Consider the following 527-nt stretch of genomic DNA (forward strand, 5'->3'; position numbering starts at 1 on the left):
TATTTCCGCGAGGCGACCTCGACCGCCTACCTGATCGGCCAGGGCGACCGTTCGTGGTTCGAGGCGCGGGGCTACTACTTCAAGGGCCTGTCGAGCTTCGACTGGCAGAAGCAGCAGCCGATCGTCGCGCCGGTGATCGACTACGACAAGCGCATCAACGGCCCCGCCGAGATCGGCGGCGAGGTGCGCTTCCAGGCGAACATCACCAGCCTCAACCGCGAGACGACGCAGTTCCAGGGCCTGCCGCGGACGTCGAGCTACCTGCTCTCGCCAAGCTACAAAGGTACTAGCTACGCCCTTTACCAGACCTGCACGGTGTTCCAGCGCGGCACCTGCGCGGTCCAGGGGCTCGCCGGCAACAACACCCGCGCCTCCGCGGAGCTGTCCTGGCGGCGCAGCTTCATCGACGACATCGGCCAGAAGTTCACGCCCTTCGCCTATCTGCGCACCGACGCGTTCTTCAACAGCACGGACTTCTCGGGCTACCAGAACAACCTCGTCCCGCAGATCGCCCATGTCGACCAGGG

1 pseudogene is annotated in these 527 nt (G+C 65.3%); it reads left to right on the forward strand.

What is annotated here, in order from left to right:
• A pseudogene (locus OXS27_RS32460) lies at nt 1–527 on the forward strand (LPS-assembly protein LptD); the annotation flags it as partial.

This window comes from Methylobacterium sp. GC_Met_3 (assembly GCF_026540775.1).
Classification (GTDB): Bacteria; Pseudomonadota; Alphaproteobacteria; order Rhizobiales; family Beijerinckiaceae; genus Methylobacterium.